Here is a 3,404-nt window from a genome sequence, read left to right as displayed (position 1 = left end):
GTCGGTCGTCGAAGAGGATGCGCCCGTCGCTGAGCTCGATGTTGTAGACGGCGAACTCGGGATCTGCCGCCTCGGGCGCTCCCGGGGGGGCGGGCGGGGTGGCCATGCGCTGGATGATGTCGTCGATGTCGTAGCGGCCCTCGGCCAGGCGCGCGAGGCGCAGCTCGGGCCGGGTCAACGTCAGCGATTCGACGACGGCGCGGCCGCGCAGCAGGGAGCGCAGCGACAGGGCCGCGTCCAGCTTGGCCAGCTTGAACAGTGGCGGTGCGCCGGCGCCCCGCCCGTCAATGCTCAGGCCTTCAACGACCAGTGCCAAGCGCCAGGGCTGGAAATGGGCCTCCTCGATGCGGACAGGCCGGCCCAGTGCGTCGCTGGCCAGTTCGGCGCCCCGGCCGGTGATCCAGCCCGGCAGGGCCAGCGTCACGATCAGCAGCAGCAGCGTGCCGAGCGCCGACAAGGCAGCCAGGGTGCAGAGGGCGATGCGAACGGCGGGGCGGAATTGGAAGCGGGAAGATGTCATCACAGCGGACGCATTATTGATGTCGGCGATGATGCCGACGGTGAGCCTCGCCCTCGATTACTCCGGTTTCAAGACCCTGCTGCTGGCGGCCGTCCTGCCGCCTGCCCCATTGTTGCTGTTGGCGGCCTGGGGCGGCTGGCGCCTCCGGCGCGGGCGACGCTTTGGCGCCGCCCTGCTGGCCCTGGCGCTTGGCGGGGTGTGGTTGTCGGGCACGGAAGCGGCGGGCGAGCTGCTGAGCCGGGCTGCCGGCAAGCCCGCCCTGCTGCAGCCCGGCCAGGTCGACGCCTTACGCGGCCGCCAGGATGGTGCCGTGCTGGTTCTGGGCGGCGGTGTGCGCCGGCTGGCACCGGAGTACGGTGCGGGCGTTCCCACCCGCATCACGGCCGAGCGGCTGGCCTACGGCGTCTGGCTGTCGCGGCGCAGCGGCTGGCCCCTGGGCTTCACGGGAGGCATCGGCTGGACGGCGGCCGAGCTGAAGCAGCCCGAGGCGGCGATCGTCGCCCGCGTGGCCGCCCAGGACTATGGTCTGCCGCTGCGGTGGGCCGAAGCCAGTTCGCGGGACACTCGCGAGAACGCCGCGCACACGTTGCCCATGCTGGCGGCAGCGGGCGTGAAGCAGGTCATCCTCGTCACGCACGAGGCCCACATGCGCCGTGCGCTGCGGGCCTTCGAGGCCGAGGCTGCGCCGCTGGGCCTGCGCGTGCAGCCGGCCCCCGTCGGACTGCGCGACGATTCGCTGGGCAGCTTTGATGATTGGTGCCCGTCCGTCGACGGCTTTGCGCGCGTGCGCTACATCGTCTACGAGACGCTGGCCTGGTGGGCTGGAAGATAGTGCCTCCCGCCCGGGCCCGGGGCACGCCTGGGAGGCCTCCTGCTGCCCATGGCCTGGGTGCCGGTCGCCAAAATGAGAAACCCCGCCGGGCTTTCAGGCCGGGCGGGGTGGGTGGCGATGCCACCTTGGGGCTCCAGGGCGATCTGCCGAGGGGCTCCTGGCGCGCAAAGATTGCGCCAGAGGGTTTGCCTCAAAAGGCACTTAAACAGTAGACGAGCCCCCGGCGTCCTTCAAGAAGAGTTGCCCGAATAGCGCCTCGGCCTTCGCCGTGATCTCGGGCGGCAGGCTGATGCCGCGGCCCCATTCCCGCGAGGTCTCGCCGGGCCACTTGTTGGTCGCGTCCAGCCCCATCTTGCCACCCAGGCCACTGACGGGCGATGCGAAGTCGAGGTAGTCGATGGGCGTGTTGTCCACCAGCGTGGTGTCGCGCACCGGATCCATGCGGGTCGTGATGGCCCAGATCACCTCCTGCCAGTTGCGCGTGTCGATGTCGTCATCCACGACGACGATGAACTTGGTGTACATGAACTGGCGCAGAAAGCTCCAGATCCCAAACAGCAGGCGCTTGGCATGCCCCGGGTAGGCCTTCTTGATGGACACCACCGCCATGCGGTAGCTGCACCCCTCGGGCGGCAGGTAGAAGTCGACGATCTCCGGGAACTGCTTCTGGAGGATGGGGACGAAGACCTCGTTGAGGGCCACGCCCAGGATGGCGGGCTCGTCCGGCGGCTTGCCGGTGTAGGTCGAGTGGTAGATCGGGTTTTTGCGCTGGGTCTGGCGCGTGATCTCGAAGACCGGGAACCAGTCCTGCTCGTTGTAATAGCCGGTGTGGTCGCCGAAGGGGCCCTCCAGCGCATGCAAATAGCCCCCCTTCTCTTTCAGCGGCACGCCGTGCTCGCTGACGCCCGTGAAGCCAGCCGGGGCGGTCGGGATGTGGCCCTCAAGCACGATTTCGGCCGACGCCGGTGCCTGCAGCGGCTGGCCGTGGCCCACCCCTGTCTGGACCAGCTCGGTCCTCGAACCACGCAGCAGCCCGGCGAACTGGTACTCAGACAGGGAATCGGGCACGGGCGTGACGGCACCCAAGATGGTGGCGGGGTCCGCCCCCAGCGCCACGGCGATGGGAAACGGTTCGCCCGGATGGGCCAGCGCGAAGTCGCGGAAATCCAATGCACCACCACGGTGCGCGAGCCAGCGCATGATGACCTGGCGGGGCCCAATGAGCTGCTGGCGGTAGATGCCGAGGTTTTGGCGGGGCCGGGCCGGGCCGCGGGTGATGACGAGACCCCACGTGATCAGGGGGGCTGCGTCGTCCGGCCAGCAGGTCTGGATGGGCAGCCGGCCGAGGTCGATCTCGGCCCCCTCCAGCACCTCCTCCTGGCAGGCCGCGCGGCGCTGCACGGCCGGCTTCATGTCCCACAAGGCCTTGGCCATCTGCAGCAGCTTGGCCGTGTCCTTCAGACCCTTGGGCGGGTCGGGTTCCTTGAGGCTGGCGAGCACCCGGCCGACATCCCTCAGATCGGCCAGAGACTCAGCGCCCATGCCGAGTGCGACGCGACGCGTTGTCCCGAAAAGATTGGTCAAGGCAGGGGTCGAGAACCCGGTCGGCGCCTCGAACAAAAGGGCCGGACCGCCGGCGCGCAGCACCCGGTCGCTGAGGGCCGTCATCTCCAGCACCGGCGAGACTTTTTCACGCACGCGCTTGAGCTCGCCGAGGCCTTCCAGGCCGGCGATGAAGTCCCTCAGGTCGCTGTATTTCATAACTAAAAGTAGTTTCGAAGGGTTAAAACAACCTTGACGGGTTATCTTCGGGTCGTAAAATTCGTGGCTTCGGGTTTCTACTGAAGCCCAACCGGTCAGGCCCACCGGGCACACAGATGCCACAGGCCAGAGCAATCGACCGGGAAATTATCACCGTCGCCCCACCCGGGCCGCCCCACATCGGAGGCACCTTGAGGTAGGCGCGGAACAAGGAGTCGCATGACGACACGTCAAGACCTGTTCAGCCTGGCTCGCCACACGCGGGATTCGGCGTCGCTGTTCGTGAAGGAC

3 protein-coding genes are annotated in these 3,404 nt (G+C 68.2%); 1 reads left to right on the top strand and 2 read right to left on the bottom strand.

Annotated elements, in window-relative coordinates:
• The coding region (locus VGF12_RS21255; RefSeq protein WP_331178047.1) for an AsmA family protein at positions 1–520 on the bottom strand (520 nt) is incomplete at its 3' end.
• Between the two features lie 40 nt (positions 521–560).
• Between VGF12_RS21255 and VGF12_RS21250 the strand changes: the two genes are divergently transcribed.
• Positions 561–1,352, top strand: a complete 792-nt coding sequence (locus tag VGF12_RS21250) for a YdcF family protein (RefSeq protein WP_331178046.1) — start codon at positions 561–563, stop codon at positions 1,350–1,352.
• Between the two features lie 201 nt (positions 1,353–1,553).
• On the opposite strand, the gene ubiD is transcribed toward VGF12_RS21250, so the two are convergent.
• The gene (ubiD, locus tag VGF12_RS21245; protein WP_331178045.1) at positions 1,554–3,113 is read right to left on the bottom strand and encodes a 4-hydroxy-3-polyprenylbenzoate decarboxylase; all 1,560 of its coding nucleotides are present in this window, start codon (positions 3,111–3,113) and stop codon (positions 1,554–1,556) included.
• Positions 3,114–3,404: the final 291 nt, after the last annotated feature.

The organism is Roseateles sp. (genome assembly GCF_036404855.1).
GTDB lineage: Bacteria > Pseudomonadota > Gammaproteobacteria > Burkholderiales > Burkholderiaceae_C > Pelomonas.
This window is presented reverse-complemented; position numbering and strand designations above follow the sequence as displayed.

Coding starts and splice junctions, on each gene's coding strand:
- ubiD (WP_331178045.1), bottom strand. CDS start 3,113: ATGAAATACAGCGACCTGAGGGACTTCATCGCCGGCCTGGAAGGCCTC.